Consider the following 18,760-nt stretch of genomic DNA (forward strand, 5'->3'; position numbering starts at 1 on the left):
TGATTAAATCTGTTCAAAATACCGCTTCCGCTCCCAGTCTGTCACGGAGGTATCATACGCCCGCTGCTCGGTTTTGAAAAAATGCGTGTAATGCTCCACCACTTCCTCTCCGAATGCCGCTTTGGCAAAAGGGCTATTCTCAAACAATGCAATGGATTCCGCGAGTGTGTAAGGTACGCGTGGCAAATGTGCAGCAGCGTAAATATCGCCGATAAAGCATTCGGGCGGCTCAATGCGATTGCGGATCCCGTCGAGGCCTGACGCCAGCGACGCCGCAAATGCAAGATAGGGGTTGCAATCCGCACCTGGAATGCGGCATTCGATGCGCAGGCTGGAACCGCTTCCTACCACCCTGAAACCCGCCGTGCGGTTGTCGTAACTCCACGCAAGCCGCGTAGGTGCCCACGAGCCGTCGACAAACCGTTTGTAGGAATTAACCGTCGGCGCATAGAATGGCATTACATCCGGCACGTGTTTGATCCAGCCGCCAAGGAACCAGCGGAAAATATCCGAGCCCTTAACGGGCCCGAACTGCTGATCGCCGTCGAAGATATTCTTTCCGTCTTTCCACAAGCTCATGTGAATATGGCTACTGGAACCGGCCTGATCGGTCGCGAATTTCGCCATGAATGTCACGGAAAGGCCCATTGCATCCGCAACTTCCTTCATGCACTGCTTGTACACGATGTGGTTGTCGGCCATGGAAAGCACATCCGCATATTTCACATTCAGCTCGTGTTGCCCCAAACCCCATTCACCTTTGGAAGTTTCGACAGCAATGCCGGAGTTTTTCAAATGCCTGCGGACGGCCGAAGTATATTTTTCGTTCCGGGTCCCTTGCATGATGTGGTAATCTTCAAGGTAATATCCCGCAGGACTCAGATTCTGGTAGTTCTGCTGAAATGCCTGTTTATAACTGTTTTCGAGCAGATAATACTCCAATTCGGAAGCAGCAAAGCATTCCACCCCATCGCCTGCCAGCGAAGCCAGTTGTTTTTTCAACAACGATCTCGGCGCTATCGACTCCAACTGATGCGATTTGTCGTTATGTACATCGCAAATCACCAATGCGGTTTTGTCGAGCCAGTCGGCGATGCGCAGGGTAGCGAGGTCGGGCACCAAATGAAAATCCCCGTAGCCGAGCTCCCAGTTGGCATAACGATAGCCCGGTACCGGCTCCATGGCCATATCGGTCGTGAGCAGGTAATTGCAGCCGTGCGTGCCCGATTTGGAAACCGAATCGAGGAAATAGTCGGCATCCACACGCTTGCCCATGAGCCGGCCGTAATGGTCCGTAAATGCAACAACAATGGTTTCAATCTCCCCTCCCCCAATCTTGCCCGAAAGTTCATCCAGCGTCAGAAATCCTTTTTTACTCATTAGAAAGGGTTGGTTTAGCGCAGTTTATTTTATCGCAACTTGTCTACTTTGGCATTCATTGGAAATTTCAGCACCACCTTTTTACCGGAAGCTTTTTCCAGCATGGGCGTCAGTATTTTTTGGGCATTCTCCTTAGTCTGGTCGAGAATACCCATGTCGAGGGCCGATTGCTGGATTTGCTTTTCGGCTTGCTTGTAAGCCTCCTGCACCAGCTTCGCCTCGTCGGTAAAGGCATATTCAGTATTATAAACTTTTGACTTACTATGGTCTATTTTAAAAACACACAACTCGGGCTCGGGCATGTTGATCACCAACGTTTCTGCATCGGAGGTAATGTCTTCCATAGAAATTTTAGCCAGATCCACACAGCCAATAGCCTCCCCCTGCACGATCAGGATCGCTTTCGCATTCGGTAGCCACATTTTTGCGATTTCCTGTTCCACCACATCTTTAAAGTTGTATTTCACAACTTCAAGTTTGCCCATGGAGCTGACCTCCTGCAAAACCACGGTGTGCATCGCCTCCACCTTATCCTCCCCGCCAAGCCATTCGGGCAACCAGCTTCCGGTCTTGAAACCCGACCATAAGGCGTTAATCCCGGCCAAAAGCAAAATCAATACGAGCAGCCGCACCAGCCACGATATGATACGCATACATTATTTTTTAAGTACAAAATCTTTCGCGGCTTCCGGCTCCCTGGCCATCCGCTGGGCTATAATGCTGGCGGCTATCAGCTGCAATGCGTGATAAAGCATAATCGGCAGGAGCATTAAACCGGCCTCCGGGCCTGCGAACAGCACTTTGGACATCACCGCACCTTGTACCAGCGATTTTTTGGAACCACAAAACACCGCGGTAACTTTATCCTCCCGGTTGAAATGCAGCAACCCGCCAATGAATGTCAGCAGGAAATAGATCCCGAAAAACAGCGCGAGCATTCCTATCCCTAAAAATACAATTTCTTTTATTCCGAGCGAATCGAACAGGTGCTCACCGAACGATTCGCAAAAAGAAGTGTACACGATCAGCAAAATCGACGACTGGTCGAAATAGCGTATACACTTTTTATGGCGCTCGGCGTAATGGCCCCAGCGGCTATTCAGGGCAATTCCGGCGAATACCGGAAATAGTACTTGCATGGCCAGCTTTCCGACTACCGAAAGGAGATCAAAATGTCCGGGCCCCGAATCCAGCACGAGGCCCATCCATAATGGCGTGATAAAAACACCGATCAGACTGGAAATGCTCGCATTGAATATCGCCGCAGGAATATTGCCGCGTGCAATCGACACCATTACCACCGACGATGAAACGGTGGAAGGCAGGACGGTCAGGAAGAAGATCGCCAGCCACATCACCTGCCCTTCTTCGCTCTGAAAAAATGGCCTGAATGCGAGCGCTAATACGGGGAAAAGTACAAATGTCGACAAATGCACCATCACGTGCAGCCGCCAGTTCACGAGCCCGGCTTTCAGCTTTTCGGGACTGAGCCGAAGGCCATAAAAGAAGAATATGACTGAAACCGCATAGGTCGAGACGGTGGAGAGGTGCAGCGGGCTATCCTTCATACCCGGCGCAGGCCAGAGCCAGGCAAGCAGGATCATACTGAGCAATGCGAGCATAAAACCGTCCAAACCGGCTTTTTTTGCAGTATCAATGAATTTACGCATATAAAAAATCAACATCACCCGACAGAAGCGACGGGAAACTGACGTTTACAAGAAAATGGAAAACTGTCAGAAATAAAACCCGGTGTGTCCATTAATAGTGTCAATTGTTTCAAAATGCTATTTCGGGTAAATGAGGGGCGCGCGCCACTTTCCCCAATAATATCAGGAACAGCCAATACCTGCAAACGCATTTCCTGATAACTACAACCGACTATCTGTCCGCAACAATACCTGACCACTAATGACAACTCCTGACAAAATACTTTTGACGATCGTCCTCACAATCATGAGCGTTTTACCCTCAACGGCACAGTACAAACTCGTCTGGGCCGATGAATTCGACTACGATGGCGCGCCCGACCCGAATGTATGGCAGCCCGAAAAAGGCTTCACCCGAAACCACGAAGACCAATGGTACCAGGGCGATAATGCCTATTGCAAAGGAGGTTATCTGATCATCGAAGCCAAAAAGGAACGGGTCAAAAACCCTAACTACAAACCGGGTAGCAGCAATTGGAAAGAAAGCCGGGAATACGCCGAATACACCTCAGCCAGCATGATCACACGCGGCAAAAAGAGCTTTCAGTACGGCCGCTTCGAAATGCGTGCCAAAATCGATACCCGCTCAGGTATCTGGCCGGCATTCTGGACGCTGGGCGATAGGGGTGAATGGCCGGACAATGGCGAAATAGATATCATGGAATTTTACAGGGGAATGTTGCTGGCAAATCTCGCCTGGGGCTCCAATGAGCGCTACAAGCCTATCTGGAATACCAACAAAAAGCAGATCAGCACCTTCAATGACCCGGACTGGTCGTCCAAGTTCCACGTATGGCGGATGGATTGGGACGAAAACTCGATCAAAATATATGTCGACGATATGCTGATGGCCTCACAGGATCAGGCCAAGGCCATTAATGCCAAAAACAACGACATTACGCCTTTCAAGCAGCCCCATTACATTCTGCTGGGAATGGCATTAGGAGGAGATAACGGCGGCGATCTGTCCCAAACAGATTTCCCCGCCCGCTTTGAAGTGGATTATGTGAGGGTTTACCAGAAACAGTGAGACTTCGGCGGTCAGCTATCGGCTGGCGGCCATTGCTCCCGCGCCTCGTCAAATCGCCGGTTTCATCGAAGGAACACTTTTTCTGACCCTTTTCGGTGTTTTCTTCCTTCTCCCCCACCAGATCACAAAGCCAGTTACGGGCAAAGAAGCGCAAATCAGACTGGCGCAGAACATGAGTATCTTGCCCGGTAAACCCAGGATTGCCCCTGTATGGATGTCGTAATTCATACGGCGCAATGTCTGCGCGAAGTTTGCCTCGCTGTATTTGCCGGTATACGGCCCTTCCGCCTTAATCTTTTTGACCGAATATTGGTCAAAATAGTGATAATCCACATTGTAATAGGTGCCTTCCCGGAAGTTCACATACGAGAATATCGACTCAGCCTTTTCGGTTGGAAAGGATATATTGAGGGTTGAATATTTGGGATATTCCTTTTGCAACTGGAACCAGGCTTTGTCCACAGCCTGCATCGGGCCGGTTACCTGCGCGGTCGAAACAGTGTCGGAAAGCGGGTTATAATACATATCCGATCCCTTTCCGCCGGTAACAGTATAAAGCCCCTGCGAAAACCACTGAAAGCCCCAAACCAGGCCGGTTACAGCCAGTATCACACCGATGGACATGACGTAGAAACCCAATACATTATGCAGGTCATAATTTTTACGTCGCCAAGCCGCATTCCATTTGATCGAAAAGCGTTGTTTCGCGGCCGATTTATTTTTGGGCCACCATAACACCATTCCGCTGATCATCATAAAAAAGAAAACCAGCGTCGCCGAGGCTACTACCGTCTGCCCGTATTTCTCCGGTAGCCAGAGATAATAGTGCCCATGGAGGATGAAGTGGAAGAAATCGTCGTCCTCATTCCAGATGTGCTCCACTTTCCCGGTGTATTGATTGATATAGACGACGTAATAATATTCCGGATCGAGATTGTAAAAACCGACCTGCGCATTGCGGTCGGGTGTATCGTAGAGTACCCCTTTGGCTACTTTGCCAGGCAGCGCCTTTTTGGCAATTTCGGCAAGTTGCGAGGGAGGTAATACCTTGCCGTCGGTCGGACCTTTTACAAACATGTAAGGCTGTGTAATGCTTTTGATTTCCTGCTCAAATGCCAGTATACAACCCGTGATGGAAATAATAAACACCATAATGCCTGAGACAAGCCCCAGGTACAGATGTAGTTTTCCAATCCATTTTTTCATCGATCCTCCGCTGGTTATCTTATTTAGACTCAATTAAGACTGCTAAGATAAGGCGAACGATGTGAACGACCAAAAAGGATGAAAGCGGGGATGGAGAAAGGGAAGAATGGAGGAAAGGGAGGAAGATGCTTTAACGGGGTGGCGCGAAGGTGAACCTTCGTGACTTGTATTCGCAGGCCTCCGGCCGGTCAATACTGTAAGGCACGATTACCGTATTGACCGGCCGGAGGCCTGCGAATAATGCGTACAAATCAGGAGATTTGCGCAAGCTTGTACTAAAAATCGTAGCGGTAAATCCCTTCCACTTTCGTGGTCGGCGGCATGTGCGCGAGGGTTTTCAACTGCCCGTCGTGCAGGCCGAATACCCAGCCGTGCAAATGCAGTTCCTGCCCCTGATGCCACGCGCCTTGTACAATGCTCGTCTGCGCGAGGTTATGCACCTGTTGGATCACATTGAGTTCAACGAGCCGGTCGAAGCGCTTTTTCTCGTCTTCGATCGCATCCAGCTCGGTTGCGAATTTGTCGTATACATCCTTGATATTATGCAGCCAGCGATTAATCAGCCCCAGGTCCTTGTGCATCATGGACGCTTTTACACCACCGCATTGGTAATGTCCTACTACCAGGATATGCCTCACTTTCAACACTTCCACGGCGTATTGCAGCACGCTGAGCATATTCATATCCGTATGCACCACAAGGTTGGCCACATTCCGGTGTACAAACATTTCGCCCGGTTGCGAGCCTGTGAGATCCTCGGCAGGTACACGGCTATCCGAACATCCGATCCAGAGGAAATCTGGTTGCTGATCCTTCGCCAGGTTGTCAAAATACGTTTCGTCCACTTCGAGCTGGCGGGCTGCCCAGGATTTGTTGGCGGTTAACAGGCGGTTAATAAGTTCCATTTTGTGATTGATGGTTGAAGTACCAAAATAATACAATCTCTCTCAGATTCATTCAAAAGCGTACATCCTTTTAGCGGAAAAAAATCCGTAATTTTGCACTCTTAAAATCCGGAGAGGGTTATAAGTAGTGCTATTTACATGATCGGCCAGGGCAAATGCCCGACGCTAACAACCCATATGAAATACAACGAATATAAAAATCTGAGTTACCCGCAAATCGGGGACGAAGTACTGAAATTCTGGAAAGATCAAAAAATCTTTGAAGCATCGGTTGAAACCCGCGAGGGCGCTCCTACATTCACATTCTTTGAAGGACCGCCTTCCGCCAATGGTACACCCGGCATTCACCACGTGATGGCACGGGCGATCAAGGATATTTTCTGCCGTTACAAGACATTGCAGGGATTTCAGGTGAAGCGTAAAGGCGGATGGGACACGCACGGTCTGCCGGTGGAATTGCAGGTTGAAAAGGAATTGGGCATTATCAAGGACGATATCGGGAAGAAGATCTCGGTAGCGGATTATAACGAGAAATGCCGCCAGACGGTCATGAAATTCACCGACCAGTGGAATGACCTGACCGAGAAAATGGGTTACTGGGTTGACCTCGACGATCCTTATATTACTTACAAAAGCGAATACATCGAAAGCCTCTGGTACTTGCTGAAAAAGCTGTACGACAAAGGCTTGCTATACAAAGGCTATACGATCCAGCCCTATTCTCCCGCCGCCGGAACGGGCCTTTCATCGCACGAGCTGAATATGCCCGGCACATACAAAGACGTGAAGGACACGACCATCGTGGCGATGTTCAAGGTGAAAGGTGCCGCCAAATGGGAAGCGCTGGCCGGTTCTGCCGATCTCGACATCCGCATTCTCGCATGGACGACTACGCCGTGGACGCTTCCGGCGAACTCCGCATTGACCGTGGGCGGCAATATCGATTATGTATTGGTTAAAACCTTCAATCCTTACACGCACGAGCCCGTTGCGGTTGTGCTGGCGAAGGATCTGGTAGGTAAATATTTCTCCGAAAAAGGTCACGACGGCGATTTCGAAGGCTATGCGGCCAGCGATAAAAAGGTGCTTCCGTGGACGGTTTTAAATGAATTCAAAGGAAAGAGCCTTGAAGGGATCGAATACGAGCAATTGCTGCCGTACATTCAACCGGAGACACCTGCATTCCGTGTTATCCTTGGCGACTTCGTAACGACCGAGGACGGTACCGGGGTGGTACACACCTCTCCTACGTTCGGTGCGGACGACTTTAGGGTAGCACAAGCGAACGGTATCCCGGCCATTATGGTGAAAGACGAGAACGGCAAAGAAGTGCCTATCGTCGACCGTCAGGGCCGTTTTGTGAAAGAGATTACCGACTACGCCGGCCGTTTTGTAAAACCTGAATATTACTCGCAGGCCGAGCAGGACGATCCTGAGTTCCGCCCTACCGACGTGCTCATTGCCATCAAACTCAAAGAAGAAGGTAAAGCATTTAAAGTAGAAAAATACGAACACCCTTACCCGCATTGCTGGCGGACAGACAAACCGGTGCTTTACTACCCGCTCGACAGCTGGTTTATCCGCACTACCGCGGTGAAAGACCGGTTAGTGGAATTGAACAAAAACATCAACTGGAAACCCGAAAGCACCGGTACAGGCCGCTTTGGCAACTGGCTCGAAAACCTGGTGGATTGGAACCTGTCGCGCTCTCGTTACTGGGGCACCCCGTTGCCGATCTGGCGCAATGATTACGGTGACGAAGTGTGCATCGGTTCAATTGAAGAACTGAAAGACAAGCTGGAAGAAGCCATTATTTCTGGTCATTTGACCCGTGAACAGGCATTGCATAACTCGGATTACCTGCAAAAACTCGAACACGGCGATTACGACCTGCACCGCCCGTATGTGGACGATGTGGTATTGGTAGGCAAAACCGGCCACATCATGCACCGCGAACCGGACCTGATCGACGTGTGGTTTGACTCGGGCGCGATGCCGTATGCACAATGGCATTACCCGTTTGAAAATCAGGAAATATTCAACCAGGCATATCCCGCCGACTTCATTTCGGAAGGTGTAGACCAAACCCGCGGCTGGTTCTTCACGCTCCACGCTATTGCGGGCATGCTGTTCGATTCGGTTGCATTTAAAAATGTGGTTTCAACCGGCCTGGTACTCGACAAGAATGGCAACAAAATGTCGAAACGCCTCGGCAATGCCGTGGACCCGTTTGCGACATTGGCGCAGTACGGCCCGGACGCGACGCGCTGGTACATGATTACCAATGCAGAGCCGTGGGATAACCTGAAGTTCAACATCGACGGTATCGGTGAGGTGCAGCGCAAGTTCTTCGGAACGTTGGTTAATACTTACAATTTCTTCGCATTGTACGCGAACCTGGATGGTTACGAGTTCCACGAAGCGAATTCAGTGCCCATTGAAAAACGCACCGAGCTCGACCGCTGGATCCTTTCGAAACTGAATACGTTGATCAAGGAGGTAGGCGAGCAATTCGACGACTACAACCCGACCAAAGCCGGCCGCCTCGTACAGGACTTCGTGACCGACCAGCTTTCGAACTGGTACATTCGCCTCAACCGTCGTCGTTTCTGGAACCCGTCGGCGGAGCAGGGAGCCGGTTTGACAGACGACAAAGCGGCTGCTTACGAGACATTGCATCACTGTCTGGTAACCGTATCGCAATTGATGTCACCCATCGCTCCATTCTTTGGGGAATGGCTGTATAAAAACCTGACAGACAGCGACCGAGAAGCGTCGATCCGGCACGATGCGCCTTTCAAATATGAATCGGTACACCTTACTTTCTGGCCAAAAATCGAGGCGGAAGTAGTAGATGCCGACCTGGAAGAAGCGATGGACCTCGCCCAACGCATCAGCTCGCTCGTACACTCGATCCGGAAAGGACATAAGCTGAAAGTACGTCAGCCGTTGTCCAAAATCCTGATCCCGGTTTTGAGCGACAAAACCAAACGCCAGATCGAGCAGGTCGCTTACATTATCCTTTCCGAGGTGAATGTAAAAAGCATCGAGTTCGTGCACGACGACAGCGGCATTCTGAAAAAGAAAATCAAGCCCAACTTCAAAACGCTCGGACCGAAATTCGGACCGAAAATGAAGGAAGTAGCGGCGGCCATTTCCGCAATGGACGAAACACAAATTCGTGAAATCGAAGCTAGCAGTGCCATTACACTAACGGCAGCCAGCGGCCCGATTGAAATCGCATTGACGGACGTGGAAATCATCGCAGAAGACGTTCCGGGATGGCTCGTAGCGAGTGAAAACGGCCTCACTGTTGCGCTCGACATCACCGTAACCGAAGACCTCCGCCTCGAAGGTATCGCCCGCGATTTCGTCAACCGCGTGCAAAACCTGCGCAAAGACAGCGGCTTTGAAGTGACCGACAAGATCCGTATTACCCTACAAAACAACGACGGCCTGCTCGCCAGCGCAGTAACCGCCAACAAAGACTACATCTGCCAGGAAGTGCAAGCCCTGGATCTCGACCTCGTCGGCGATCTCAATGGCGAAGCAACAGAGATCGAGATGGATGAGTTTTTGTTGAAGGTGAAGATTGAGGTGGTGTAGATGGGGCAATACGCGACATATCACTATGATGGAAATCTTGAAAACACCCGCTTCCAGTTTCAAAGTGTAGGGAAGCGGGGTGTTTTTGAAAAAGTTGTGTATTTCACTTTTTTAACTGAGGACATGCATAATTTGTCGCTGGTTGACTTTGATCCAGCGACAAAAGAGTACAATGATATGTCGGTAACAGACAATGGTGATATGCCAGAAATACTAGCTACGGTAATAGCAATTATTCACGAATTCTTTAATTCTCACCCGGACCAAAAAATTTATTTCAGAGGAAGCACTCCAACTAGGACGCGCTTATATCAAATTGCTATTTCAAAAGTCTACGATCAAGACAACTCGGATTTGTTTATTAAAGGGTATTTAGACGAAGATTGGGTTCCTTTCGAACCCAATGTAAATTTTCACGGTTTTTTAGTTGAGAAAAAGTTTTAATTTTATAGAAAACAGTTTCCCAAGCGATGAAAGCTTTAGACAAAAAGCCAGCCAAAACTGGAAATTTCACATACAATCCCGATTTGGACAATCTGCCGATCCCCCAAATTGTCCTTGAAAAGACAGAGCGCGCTCGTCAATTTTTTGAAAAGCACCCTCTTCCCGAACACATGCGTAGAAGGAAATAACTCCCTATGCAACTCCAAACCTCCACTGCCCTCATTACCGGTGGCGCTTCCGGCCTTGGAGAAGCGACAGTGCGTCTATTTGTAAATCAAGGGGCAAAGGTTACCGTTCTCGATTTGAATGAAACAGCCGGGCAAATACTCGAAAGTGAGTTCCCCGATCAAATCAAATTCATTAAAACAGACGTTACCAGCGAAAGCGAAGTCCAGCGTGCGTTGGACCTAGCGTTGGAACTGTTTGGCAGCATTCAAATCGTAGTGAATTGTGCGGGCATCGCACCCGCACGTAAAATCGTGGGCAAGGCCGATGGCATTTACGGTCCGCATTCCTTTGAGCTTTTTGAGAAGACGATCCGCATCAATCTGATAGGGACATTCAATGTGATGCGGTTGGCTGCATTTGTGATGGAGAAAAACGAGGCAAATGTCGAAGGCGAACGTGGGGTGATCATCAATACGGCATCAGTAGCGGCTTACGATGGGCAAATGGGCCAGGTAGCCTATGCGGCCAGCAAAGGCGGCATCGTGAGCATGACACTGCCCGTCGCACGTGATCTCGCAAAATCCGGCATTCGGGTGATGGCCATTGCACCGGGATTGTTTGAAACTCCACTGTTAATGGGACTTCCCGAAGAAGCCCGTGTTTCCCTGGGACAACAAATTCCATTTCCATCACGCCTCGGAAAACCTTCGGAATATGCGTTGCTGGCCAAATCTATTGTGGAAAATCCGATGCTAAACGGCGAAGTGATCCGCCTGGATGGCGCGATCAGAATGGCTCCCAGATAGGTAAACCGGCGGAATTATGAAAGGACACTACTTTTTCAAATGGCTATTCCTGACGGTACTATCCGTCAGCGCCCTTCATTTCCGCGAAAACAGCAGCATCGGGCATTACAGGACAGAGCAGATCTCTTCCGGACTGAGCACGGCCCGGAAGCGCATTCCTGGTTTCGAGTATTGCCAAAAGCTTTCCAAAGTTCGTCCCACAGATTTTGTTTACCCCAAAAACACACAGTATAACAGACTTACCGACCTCTCCAACTCCCTGGCGAACTCTGTTTCTCAATATCCTGAGTTGCTACTTCGCCTGCCATTGACTGCATTTCACATTCGAAATCAGCATTTCCGGAGCCGTACGCTTCTTTCCGACGATCATTCCATTTTCCTCTCGTAATCCAACCTCCCACTTCATGCGAGGTTTGTAACGATGCGTAAAAAGCGCATCCGGGCTTTGCTAGGCACAGCTTGATTACTTCATTTAAAGTCAAATGGAAAATGGGAATCAAACGAACGGCTTTCTTCCTGCGGAAATGGCTTCTGCGAATGGCCATTTCATTTATGCTCGGGTTTTCGAATGCCATTAATCAGGACACGAAGAGCATCGGCGATACTTCTTTCAAAATAGAAGAAACAACCAGAAAATAGACAATATCCGGGAATCAGACCAAACTGATTCCCAGCTTCCTATAAATATCAAACTCCTCATTGTCGGACTCTTTATCCGTAACAATCACTGATAACCGCTCCGTCCGGCAAACATAGTATGCTTCCGCAGTGCCCAGCTTTTCAGTTGTGGCCAATGCGATCACCTCCTTGGAAGATTCGATCATAGTCCGCTTAACCTCACTTTCTTCAAAATCGGGGCCGGTTACTCCGAGATCTGCGTGAATGCTGCAAATACCCAGCAGACAAATATCCGCCCTGAACTTCTTGAAGAACTGAATAGCATCATTACCGATCGTCACGAACGAATCTTTCAGCAGGCGCCCCCCTGCAAACAAAACTTCAACGTGCTCGTGCTCTTCGAGAATGGAGACAATCGGAAAACTGTTGGTGATAACCGTCAATTTCAGATCCTTGGGAAGCATTTGGGCAATCAGCATCGCCGAAGTGCCGCCATCGAAGATCACTACCTGGCCGTCTTTTAGAAACTGTAATGCTTTTTTTGCAATAATTTGCTTCTGGTCGTTATCATATTTGATTCTGTCGCGGAAATGGTGCGGACCCGGAGAATGCGGAACTGCACCTCCACGCACGGATTTGAGCAAGCCCTGATCGGCCAACTCCTTGATATCCCTCCTTACAGTATCCTCAGACACATTCAAAAGCGTACTCAGATGCCCCAAATAGACTTTCTGCTCATGCCCCAACTGATCCAGTATGATCTGGAAACGTTCTTCTTTTAACATTGGTATCCCGATTATACCTGCAAATTTAACAAACATTTTAAATTTAATATTGCAAAATATTGCACAATACATTTACATTTGTTGCAAATAATTGCAAATACTAATTACCTACATCATGAGAAAATCGATTGCGGTGGATATGGACAATGTCATCGTCGACATTGAGACTAACTGGATCAATCACTACGCAGAGGCATTCGGCGTGACAGTTACCAAGGAAGCCATGCATGGTATTCCCGAAGATCAGGCCTTCCCCGACCCCCTGGCTGCACGGAGCCTCCTCTACAAACCCGGTTTTTTCCGTTACGCACCGCTGATCCCTGGTGCGCAGGAGGCCATTATTAAATTGCAGGAAAATTACGATGTCTACATCGTCTCAGCTGCAATGGAATTTCCGAATTCCCTACCCGAAAAGTACGACTGGCTGGCCGAACACTTCCCATCTATCCATTGGAGAAACATCATTTTCTGCGGTGACAAAAGCGTCATCAACACCGATTATCTGATCGATGACCATTTCAAAAATCTGGATTTTCACAAAGGCAAGCCTATTCTCTTCACCGCAGGTCATAACCGGGGTGTCGAGAGGCATACACGGGTGAATAGCTGGGAGGAAGTGCTGGAATTGCTGGTACAGTTGGAAGAGACTCAGCAAGTCACTGAATAATCCTGATGATCGTCTGAGTAACATCATTGATCGTTTTTATTCCAACTAATCCTGCCTTTCGAATAACGATATTTCCGTCCGCTGTGAATAGACGTGTCGGTCTGATAAAACTGTCTACCGGAAGAGAACCGTTCAGAAAATCTGCTTTTAGCAATGGGATTGCGTAGATATCCCTGGAGTTTTGCGAAGTTATTTGGCATAATAGCAAATCGTCGCCCGGCAAATTGGCGAGCACCAGCGCTGGGCGCCGCTTCGAGCCGGATAAGTCAGAGAATGGAAAGGGAATAACTACAACTTCGCCTTTTACAAATTTTGCCATGCTTCATCTTCTTCATCGGTCAGCCAATCTTTTGCAAGAGATTTCTGGCTGGCATAGTGTGTCAATGTGTGATCCTGTTCAACGCCCTCCTCTGTGGGCTCTTCGACCGTAAACGCAATCACCTCAACCTGCTTCCCGATAAATGAAGCAGGTATTTCCAGCGAAATGTTGGTATTTTCCGGTCTTATCAGCGCCCTGATCATGAGATAGTTGAATAACGTTTGATAAATTTAAACAATTACCTTGCATTTCACAATCCGATCACGCGCGTCATCCTTCCTCCTGCACCCGTGCCTTCAATTGCATCAATTCATCCCGCAGCCTTGCAGCTTCGAGGAAGTCGAGGTCCTTCGCGGCGGCTTCCATTTTTCGTTGCGTCTCGGCCATAAGTTTCTGCAAATCGGTTTTGCCCATGTACTGAACAACCGGGTCGGCTGCAATGCGGACTTCTTCCGGTTCGACGTATACTTTGCGAACTTTGGAATCGGCCACGGAAGTCTGCTCCATAATGGCCTCTTTCGATTTGCGGACGGTTTTCGGCGTGATTCCGTTGGCAAGGTTATAATCCATTTGAATGCTCCGGCGACGGTTTGTTTCGTCTATCGCCAGTTGCATGGAGCCGGTAATGGTATCGGCATACATAATCACTTTTCCGCGGTCGTTACGTGCGGCGCGGCCGATCGTCTGGATCATGGAACGCGTATCGCGCAGGAAACCCTCTTTGTCGGCGTCCATAATGGCGACTAGCGATACTTCGGGCAAGTCGAGGCCCTCCCGCAGGAGGTTGACACCCACCAGCACATCAAAAATACCAAGGCGTAGTTCGCGCAATATCTCGACTCGGTCCAGCGCCTTCACTTCCGAGTGAATGTAGCGGCATTTGATGCCCACACGGTCGAGGTACTTGCTGAGCTCCTCGGCCATGCGTTTGGTCAGCGTGGTGACCAGAATCCGGTCGCCGAGCTTAATCCGTTCGGTTATTTCTTCCAACAGATCGTCGATCTGGTTCAAGCTTGGTCTTACTTCGATTTCCGGGTCTAACAGTCCGGTAGGACGGATAATTTGTTCCACTACCACACCTTCCGATTTTCTCAACTCGTAGTCTGCAGGGGTAGCACTCACAAAAATGGTCTGCGGTGTCATGTCCTCGAACTCCTGGAATGTGAGCGGGCGGTTGTCCAGCGCCGATGGCAAACGGAAACCATATTCGACCAGCGCCTCTTTACGCGAGCGGTCGCCGCCCCACATCGCGCGGATCTGCGGCATCGTTACATGGCTTTCGTCGACTACCATCAGGAAATCCTCGGGAAAATAGTCGAGCAGGCAGAATGGCCGTTGCCCTGGCATCCGGCGGTCGAAATATCTTGAATAATTCTCAATACCCGAGCAGTAACCCAGCTCTCGCATCATTTCCATATCGAACTCGGTGCGTTCTTTCACGCGCTCAGCTTCGGCAAGCCTTCCTTCCGCGATAAAGTACTTGATCTGCGTTTGAAGGTCATCCTGTATTTCTTTGATAGATTGATTCAAAACGTCGCGCCCTGTCACGAAAAGGTTGGCCGGAAATATGGCAATCGCTTTTTCAGAAGACAACTTCTTGCCGGTTTCCGGCTCGATCCGCTGAATTTCTTCGATTTCGTCTCCAAAAAAGATAAAACGGTAAGCGAAATCGGCATAACCCGGAAACACATCTACCGTATCACCTTTCACACGGAAAGTACCGCGGTTGAATTCTACTTCCGTCCGGCTATAAAGAATTTCCACCAGTCTGAAAAGGAACTGGTTGCGGCTCACAATATCCCCCAACTTGGCGCTAACAATGCTCTTTTTGTATTCCAAAGGGTTTCCTGCGCCATAAATACACGAAACCGACGCCACCACGATCACATCCCGACGCCCACTCATAAGCGACGAAACCGTGTGCAAACGCAGCTTTTCGATCTCCTGATTGATCATCAGGTCCTTTTCAATGTAGGTATTGGTACTGGAAATGAATGCTTCCGGCTGGTAATAGTCGTAGTAGCTGATAAAGTACTCGACGGCATTGGTAGGGAAAAATTGCTTGAACTCACCGTAAAGTTGGGCTGCAAGTGTCTTGTTGTGGCTCAATACGAGGGTCGGCTTGTTCACACGCGACACCACATTGGCCACTGTAAATGTCTTCCCCGAACCCGTTACTCCGAGCAAAGTCTGGGCGGGTTCCCCGTTTTCGATGCCTTGTACTAGTTGCTTGATTGCCTCCGGCTGATCGCCCGTCGGCTGGTATTGTGACGTGAGTTCGAAGTTCATAGTAAGTTGAAGAGCAATAACAGAGAAACGCATTTCAAAGATAGATTAGTTTCTTTGAAATGCGTTTCACAGATTGCAGCGGGAAGATCGCCCCGGACAGGTTTCCTATGCTTGCTTTTGCAAAAGCTCCTGCGCGTTTTCCACCGCCTTTTTCTCTTTCCAATGCTGCCAGTCGAGACCGAGCAGCTTGGTCATGCTCTTATCCACAAACTGGTGGCGAACGAGGTTCATACCGCCGCGGACAGCTGTAAATATCGAGTTATTCGCACGCAACGCGAGGCTGAAACCACCGTCGACATAGCGGATATAATGCCACCAGAGTGAAGGAATGAAGATTGTTTCACCATGGTAAAGGATTGTTTCGTAACCGGTAGCACCCTTCAATGCAGGAAATTTCTCGTAATTGGGGTTCAGCGGATCCACCTTGCTCATCACCGTGAACGGGTGGTGGTACAAGCGGCGGCTTTCCTCCGGAGAGAACAAAATCAACTGCTTACGGGTCTGGAACTGCGTCAGGAACACGTTCGAGCAGTCCATGTCGTAGTGCAGGTTGGTAATAGACCCCTCACCTCCGAAAAATACATATTTATAGGACTTCAAAAAGCCGTCCATGATCGTCGGGAAACGGATGTCTTCCGCCAGTTCGGGAATCTTCTTGAAAATATCAAAGAGAAAAATGCGAAGATCGGTAGGGCCTTTTTCAATGAGGCTCAGATAATCGCCGAACTTCATCGTCTTGGCGATCTGGAAATATTTGTCAGCGTCGTGAATGTGGTTGTCTACCAATGGGACATCCAGGTTGCCGTGGTTTTCCCGGAGCCAGTCGAAGGTCCATTTCTGAACCGCAGGCCAATCTTTTGCCAGGTCGGTAAACACCACCGGGCGGCTTGGTTTTAAGTAATTTTCGATGAATTCTTCGCGCGTAAGTCCGGTGCGCTTCTCTATTGGCACTAATTTCATAGCAAGAAACTGAGTAGGTAATCAACTATTTATGGAATACCGTTACATTTTCAACTATAACGGGGAGGATAACGGCCAGAGTTTTAAAACCCTTCAAAATATCCGGTCAAATGTATTAAACAGATTTCAAAAATATAAATTTCGCAAAATATAATAAAAGTATATCCTTAATCCAGATAGACTAAATAGGTTACGCATGAAATATTTCACGATACTTCCCCCGGCTGACCTTGCGCGCTACGTCCGATTCTTCTGGGTGCTGGAACACAATCTGGGCGATAACGAGCCCTACTTTCACAAGACCATGGCCGACGGCTGCGCCGAAATGGTGTTCCATTTCAAAGGCCGGTTCGACGAAATCCTGAAAACCAACGAGTCGGAGCTTTCCTTCCGCTCGGGCATTCACGGCCAATCGCAGTCCTTCCGCCGTTTTCGCATCGGCGAAGATTTCGGGATTTTCGGCGTATACCTCTACCCTTTTGCGGTACCGGCACTTTTCGGGATTCCTGCTGTGGAGCTAAGCAACCAGATGCCCGACCTCTCCACATTTTTGGGCCATGCGGGAACCGAGCTCGAAGAGCGCATCATGCTCGCCGCAGACCACCCGGAACGCATTCACATCGTTTCAGAATTTCTGAGAAAACGCATCCGCAGCCATGAGGTGCACGAGCCGGCTGTCTTTTCGGTGATCGGCAGTGTGATCCGCTCCAATGGGTTGGCTAAAATCCCGGACCTGGCGGCACAAAGTTTCCTGTCAACCCGGCAATTTGAACGAAAATTCCTCGCATTCTCCGGTTTCACGCCGAAGCTGTTCAGCCGGATCATCCGGTTTCATTCCGCCCTCAATGAATATGGTAACAAGGAAAAATCCCTGACTGAGATCGCCTACGAATGCGGCTATTACGACCAGTCACATTTCATCCATGATTTCAAAGCATTTTCTGGCGACCATCCCAAGACCTACTTTTCAGGCAATGCGGAAGGGATGGGTTACCGCGACGTATGATGTCGTTTTTTTCCAATTTCCGGGCTGATGCTCCGGCTACTTTTGTTTAAACCAAAAGCAAAAAAAGACATGAGCAATGTAAAAATTCCGAACGGTCACCAGGCCGTGATCCCTTACCTGATGCTGGACGGCGCAGCGCGGTTCAGGGAATTTACCACTAAAGTATTCGACGGCACTATTTCCGCCACCCATTACCAGGAAGATGCGCCCGAGATGATCAAACATTCCGAAGTTTCCATCAGCGGCAGTGTCATCATGTTCTGCGACGCACGTCCCGAATGGCCTGCTCAACCCGCCAATCTGTTCGTATATGTAGAAAATGCGGATACCAGCTATGAAAAAGCGCTGCAAGCAGGCGGGACAAGCGTTATGCCCCCGGCCGATCAGGACTACGGCAGAAGCTGCGGTGTGTCCGATCCATGCGGTAATACCTGGTGGATCACATCGGTCATATGATCGGAATGCCGTCTTAATACCTATATTTAAGGCATTAAGACGGCATTTTCCCATGATCAACTATAACAACAAAGTATTCGTCCCATTGTCCAATTCCGAAAATGGTGAGGTGGATCCGGGCATGCAATTTGTATACCAACAAGCAGGCAATATCGTTACATCATCGTACGCAGGCGGGCGCATTCGCAGCGGACACCTGATCGCCCTCGTCGACGAGCACGGAAACCTGGATATGCGTTACCACCAGGTGAACGACAAGGGCGAGATCACAACGGGCATTTGCAAATCAACGCCCGAGCAACTTCCGAACGGCAAAATCCGTATGCATGAAAAATGGCAATGGACTTCCGGCGACCGTTCGGAAGGCGAGTCGTTGCTGGAAGAATTGTGATATTTCATCCAAACT

At 49.3% G+C, this 18,760-nt stretch carries 20 protein-coding genes; 10 read left to right on the forward strand and 10 right to left on the reverse strand.

The genetic code is table 11. The features are described from left to right. Positions 1-3: 3 nt before the first annotated feature. From J7619_RS15800 to J7619_RS15810, 3 genes are read right to left on the reverse strand one after another with little or no spacing between them, the layout of a single operon-like run. Positions 4-1,380 carry a glutamine synthetase family protein gene (locus J7619_RS15800; RefSeq protein WP_291200186.1) on the reverse strand — a complete coding sequence of 459 codons (1,377 nt, stop codon included), beginning with the start codon at positions 1,378-1,380 and terminating at the stop codon, positions 4-6. Positions 1,381-1,409: 29 nt separating this feature from the next. Next, positions 1,410-2,033 carry a DUF4230 domain-containing protein gene (locus J7619_RS15805; protein ID WP_291200189.1) on the reverse strand — a complete coding sequence of 208 codons (624 nt, stop codon included), beginning with the start codon at positions 2,031-2,033 and terminating at the stop codon, positions 1,410-1,412. A 3-nt stretch (positions 2,034-2,036) separates the two neighbouring features. Continuing rightward, positions 2,037-3,050: a bile acid:sodium symporter family protein gene (locus J7619_RS15810; RefSeq protein ID WP_291200192.1), complete on the reverse strand. Its 1,014-nt coding sequence runs from the start codon at positions 3,048-3,050 to the stop codon at positions 2,037-2,039. Positions 3,051-3,291: 241 nt separating this feature from the next. Here J7619_RS15810 and J7619_RS15815 point away from each other — a divergent pair, with 241 nt between their 5' ends. Beyond that, positions 3,292-4,119, forward strand: a complete 828-nt coding sequence (locus J7619_RS15815) for a glycoside hydrolase family 16 protein (protein WP_291200197.1) — start codon at positions 3,292-3,294, stop codon at positions 4,117-4,119. A gap of 48 nt (positions 4,120-4,167) precedes the next feature. Here the strand turns inward: J7619_RS15815 and J7619_RS15820 are convergent, their stop codons facing one another. Both J7619_RS15820 and can read right to left on the reverse strand, forming a co-directional pair. Then, positions 4,168-5,325, reverse strand: coding sequence for a PepSY domain-containing protein (locus tag J7619_RS15820; protein ID WP_291200200.1), 1,158 nt, complete (start codon positions 5,323-5,325; stop codon positions 4,168-4,170). 275 nt (positions 5,326-5,600) lie between these two features. Beyond that, complete coding sequence (gene can, locus J7619_RS15825; protein ID WP_291200203.1) at positions 5,601-6,230, reverse strand: carbonate dehydratase; 630 nt, start codon at positions 6,228-6,230, stop codon at positions 5,601-5,603. Between the two features lie 177 nt (positions 6,231-6,407). On the opposite strand from can, the gene ileS reads away from it, so the two are divergent. From ileS to J7619_RS15850, 5 genes are all read left to right on the forward strand, one after another. Beyond that, positions 6,408-9,836, forward strand: a complete 3,429-nt coding sequence (gene ileS, locus J7619_RS15830; RefSeq protein WP_291200207.1) for an isoleucine--tRNA ligase — start codon at positions 6,408-6,410, stop codon at positions 9,834-9,836. Beyond that, positions 9,837-10,280, forward strand: coding sequence for a DUF6934 family protein (locus J7619_RS15835; protein ID WP_291200210.1), 444 nt, complete (start codon positions 9,837-9,839; stop codon positions 10,278-10,280). 194 nt (positions 10,281-10,474) lie between these two features. Then, positions 10,475-11,254, forward strand: coding sequence for a 3-hydroxyacyl-CoA dehydrogenase (locus tag J7619_RS15840; RefSeq protein WP_291200212.1), 780 nt, complete (start codon positions 10,475-10,477; stop codon positions 11,252-11,254). A 16-nt stretch (positions 11,255-11,270) separates the two neighbouring features. Continuing rightward, a complete protein-coding gene (locus tag J7619_RS15845) occupies positions 11,271-11,642 on the forward strand; it encodes a hypothetical protein (RefSeq protein WP_291200215.1) in 372 nt (123 codons plus the stop codon). 101 nt (positions 11,643-11,743) lie between these two features. Further along, positions 11,744-11,893, forward strand: coding sequence for a hypothetical protein (locus J7619_RS15850; protein WP_291200218.1), 150 nt, complete (start codon positions 11,744-11,746; stop codon positions 11,891-11,893). 14 nt (positions 11,894-11,907) lie between these two features. Here the strand turns inward: J7619_RS15850 and J7619_RS15855 are convergent, their stop codons facing one another. Continuing rightward, positions 11,908-12,657: a DeoR/GlpR family DNA-binding transcription regulator gene (locus J7619_RS15855; protein ID WP_291200221.1), complete on the reverse strand. Its 750-nt coding sequence runs from the start codon at positions 12,655-12,657 to the stop codon at positions 11,908-11,910. 115 nt (positions 12,658-12,772) lie between these two features. Between J7619_RS15855 and J7619_RS15860 the strand changes: the two genes are divergently transcribed. After that, the gene (locus J7619_RS15860) at positions 12,773-13,324 is read left to right on the forward strand and encodes a 5' nucleotidase, NT5C type (RefSeq protein ID WP_291200225.1); all 552 of its coding nucleotides are present in this window, start codon (positions 12,773-12,775) and stop codon (positions 13,322-13,324) included. Here J7619_RS15860 and J7619_RS15865 read toward each other — a convergent pair. The 4 genes from J7619_RS15865 to J7619_RS15880 all read right to left on the reverse strand — a co-directional run bounded on the left by J7619_RS15865 (position 13,314) and on the right by J7619_RS15880 (position 16,892). Beyond that, positions 13,314-13,643, reverse strand: coding sequence for a type II toxin-antitoxin system PemK/MazF family toxin (locus J7619_RS15865; RefSeq protein WP_291200228.1), 330 nt, complete (start codon positions 13,641-13,643; stop codon positions 13,314-13,316). The genes J7619_RS15860 and J7619_RS15865 overlap by 11 nt on opposite strands. Next, positions 13,628-13,846: a hypothetical protein gene (locus J7619_RS15870; RefSeq protein ID WP_291200231.1), complete on the reverse strand. Its 219-nt coding sequence runs from the start codon at positions 13,844-13,846 to the stop codon at positions 13,628-13,630. The genes J7619_RS15865 and J7619_RS15870 overlap by 16 nt, the downstream gene beginning before the upstream one ends. Positions 13,847-13,913: 67 nt before the next feature. Beyond that, a complete protein-coding gene (gene uvrB / locus J7619_RS15875) occupies positions 13,914-15,932 on the reverse strand; it encodes an excinuclease ABC subunit UvrB (protein ID WP_291200234.1) in 2,019 nt (672 codons plus the stop codon). Between the two features lie 105 nt (positions 15,933-16,037). Further along, positions 16,038-16,892 (reverse strand): cupin-like domain-containing protein, encoded by an 855-nt coding sequence (locus J7619_RS15880; protein ID WP_291200237.1) that lies wholly within the window; start codon positions 16,890-16,892, stop codon positions 16,038-16,040. Between the two features lie 196 nt (positions 16,893-17,088). Here J7619_RS15880 and J7619_RS15885 point away from each other — a divergent pair, with 196 nt between their 5' ends. The 3 genes from J7619_RS15885 (at position 17,089) to J7619_RS15895 (ending at position 18,745) form a co-directional block, all read left to right on the forward strand. Beyond that, positions 17,089-17,898, forward strand: coding sequence for a helix-turn-helix domain-containing protein (locus tag J7619_RS15885; protein WP_291200240.1), 810 nt, complete (start codon positions 17,089-17,091; stop codon positions 17,896-17,898). A gap of 69 nt (positions 17,899-17,967) precedes the next feature. After that, the gene (locus tag J7619_RS15890) at positions 17,968-18,354 is read left to right on the forward strand and encodes a glyoxalase/bleomycin resistance/extradiol dioxygenase family protein (RefSeq protein WP_291200243.1); all 387 of its coding nucleotides are present in this window, start codon (positions 17,968-17,970) and stop codon (positions 18,352-18,354) included. 52 nt (positions 18,355-18,406) lie between these two features. Further along, positions 18,407-18,745 (forward strand): n-acetylglutamate synthase, encoded by a 339-nt coding sequence (locus J7619_RS15895; RefSeq protein ID WP_291200246.1) that lies wholly within the window; start codon positions 18,407-18,409, stop codon positions 18,743-18,745. The last annotated feature ends 15 nt before the right edge of the window (positions 18,746-18,760 follow it).

It is taken from the genome of Dyadobacter sp. (assembly GCF_017744695.1).
GTDB lineage: Bacteria > Bacteroidota > Bacteroidia > Cytophagales > Spirosomataceae > Dyadobacter.

Bases quoted from the DNA above. Each gene is read 5' to 3' on its own strand.
- J7619_RS15840 (WP_291200212.1), top strand. From the start codon at position 10,475: ATGCAACTCCAAACCTCCACTGCCCTCATTACCGGTGGCGCTTCCGGC.
- J7619_RS15850 (WP_291200218.1), top strand. From the start codon at position 11,744: ATGGGAATCAAACGAACGGCTTTCTTCCTGCGGAAATGGCTTCTGCGA.
- J7619_RS15835 (WP_291200210.1), top strand. From the start codon at position 9,837: ATGGGGCAATACGCGACATATCACTATGATGGAAATCTTGAAAACACC.
- J7619_RS15890 (WP_291200243.1), top strand. From the start codon at position 17,968: ATGAGCAATGTAAAAATTCCGAACGGTCACCAGGCCGTGATCCCTTAC.
- J7619_RS15870 (WP_291200231.1), bottom strand. From the start codon at position 13,846: ATGATCAGGGCGCTGATAAGACCGGAAAATACCAACATTTCGCTGGAA.
- uvrB (WP_291200234.1), bottom strand. From the start codon at position 15,932: ATGAACTTCGAACTCACGTCACAATACCAGCCGACGGGCGATCAGCCG.
- J7619_RS15860 (WP_291200225.1), top strand. From the start codon at position 12,773: ATGAGAAAATCGATTGCGGTGGATATGGACAATGTCATCGTCGACATT.
- J7619_RS15885 (WP_291200240.1), top strand. From the start codon at position 17,089: ATGAAATATTTCACGATACTTCCCCCGGCTGACCTTGCGCGCTACGTC.
- J7619_RS15805 (WP_291200189.1), bottom strand. From the start codon at position 2,033: ATGCGTATCATATCGTGGCTGGTGCGGCTGCTCGTATTGATTTTGCTT.
- J7619_RS15815 (WP_291200197.1), top strand. From the start codon at position 3,292: ATGACAACTCCTGACAAAATACTTTTGACGATCGTCCTCACAATCATG.
- J7619_RS15895 (WP_291200246.1), top strand. From the start codon at position 18,407: ATGATCAACTATAACAACAAAGTATTCGTCCCATTGTCCAATTCCGAA.
- can (WP_291200203.1), bottom strand. From the start codon at position 6,230: ATGGAACTTATTAACCGCCTGTTAACCGCCAACAAATCCTGGGCAGCC.
- J7619_RS15800 (WP_291200186.1), bottom strand. From the start codon at position 1,380: ATGAGTAAAAAAGGATTTCTGACGCTGGATGAACTTTCGGGCAAGATT.
- J7619_RS15810 (WP_291200192.1), bottom strand. From the start codon at position 3,050: ATGCGTAAATTCATTGATACTGCAAAAAAAGCCGGTTTGGACGGTTTT.
- ileS (WP_291200207.1), top strand. From the start codon at position 6,408: ATGAAATACAACGAATATAAAAATCTGAGTTACCCGCAAATCGGGGAC.
- J7619_RS15845 (WP_291200215.1), top strand. From the start codon at position 11,271: ATGAAAGGACACTACTTTTTCAAATGGCTATTCCTGACGGTACTATCC.
- J7619_RS15855 (WP_291200221.1), bottom strand. From the start codon at position 12,657: ATGTTAAAAGAAGAACGTTTCCAGATCATACTGGATCAGTTGGGGCAT.
- J7619_RS15880 (WP_291200237.1), bottom strand. From the start codon at position 16,892: ATGAAATTAGTGCCAATAGAGAAGCGCACCGGACTTACGCGCGAAGAA.
- J7619_RS15820 (WP_291200200.1), bottom strand. From the start codon at position 5,325: ATGAAAAAATGGATTGGAAAACTACATCTGTACCTGGGGCTTGTCTCA.
- J7619_RS15865 (WP_291200228.1), bottom strand. From the start codon at position 13,643: ATGGCAAAATTTGTAAAAGGCGAAGTTGTAGTTATTCCCTTTCCATTC.